Origin of the sequence: Massilia sp. CT11-108 (assembly GCF_047302915.1) — a bacterium.
In the GTDB taxonomy this organism is placed as follows: domain Bacteria; phylum Pseudomonadota; class Gammaproteobacteria; order Burkholderiales; family Burkholderiaceae_D; genus Telluria; species Telluria orientalis.
Genome location: NZ_JBKYMO010001322.1, coordinates 1 through 375, shown reverse-complemented (window position 1 = coordinate 375; position 375 = coordinate 1). Strand labels below are relative to the sequence as shown.

The 375-nt window shown below is 72.8% G+C and carries 1 protein-coding gene; it reads left to right on the top strand.

Features of this window, described 5'->3' with window-relative positions:
* The coding region (locus tag ACEN88_RS34610) for a zinc-binding dehydrogenase (protein ID WP_413346926.1) at positions 1-375 on the top strand (375 nt) is incomplete at both ends.

Genomic DNA, 375 nt, shown 5'->3' with positions numbered 1-375 from the left:
CGACAAGGCCGCGCTGGCGCTCGCGCACGGCGCCGAACGCGTCGTCCTGTACCGCGACGAGGACTTCGTCGCGGCGGCGCGCGAGTTCAGTGGCGGGCGCGGCGTCGACTTCGCGATCGACGGCATCGGCGGCGCGACCCTGCTGCGCACCTTCGACGCCGTGCGTCCCTACGGCATGGCGGCCAGTGTGGGCCAGGCCGGCGGCCGCATGGAACCGGTCGACCTGCTGCAGATCGGCAAACCGCGCGGCATCGCGTTTGCGCGGCCGAGCGTGATGCAGTTCATGACGATCCCCGGCCTGTACCAGGAAGGCGCGCAGGCCACGCTGGCGCGGCTGGCGGCGGGCCTGCGCGCATCGAAAGCATCACGCCCATC